Raw genomic sequence first — 512 nt, 5'->3', positions numbered from 1 at the left:
TACGACGTGGCCCGCGAAACCGAACTCGAGCGCGCGCCCAATCTTTCGGCGCGTCTCGGCAACACGGTGTGGCTCAAGCGCGAGGACAACCAGCCCGTGTTCTCCTTCAAGCTGCGCGGCGCCTACAACAAGATGGCCCAGCTCACGCCCGCGCAGCTCGAACGCGGCGTGATCACCGCCTCGGCGGGCAACCACGCCCAGGGCGTGGCCCTCTCGGCGGCGAAGCTCGGCGTGAAGGCCGTGATCTGCGTGCCCGTCACCACGCCCCAGGTGAAGGTCGATGCGGTGCGCGCCCACGGCGGCCCGACCGTCGAGGTCGTACAGGCGGGCGAATCCTACAGCGACACCTACGCCCACGCCCTGCGCCTGCAGGACGAGCGCGGCCTGACCTTCGTGCACCCGTTCGACGACCCGGACGTGATCGCCGGCCAGGGCACCGTGGCCATGGAAATCCTGAGCCAGCATCAGGCCCCGATTCACGCGATCTTCGTGCCGATCGGCGGCGGGGGTCT

1 protein-coding gene is annotated in these 512 nt (G+C 69.5%); it reads left to right on the top strand.

Annotated features, from left to right (window positions below; all coding sequences use genetic code 11):
- Positions 1-512 (top strand): pyridoxal-phosphate dependent enzyme (locus tag U5760_RS31550; protein ID WP_322016219.1); only part of this gene is annotated, 512 nt, incomplete at both ends.

This window comes from Paraburkholderia sp. J12, from assembly GCF_905220215.1.
GTDB lineage: Bacteria > Pseudomonadota > Gammaproteobacteria > Burkholderiales > Burkholderiaceae > Paraburkholderia.
The sequence above is the reverse complement of the archived record's forward strand: the minus strand, read 5'-3'. Positions and strand labels throughout refer to the sequence as shown.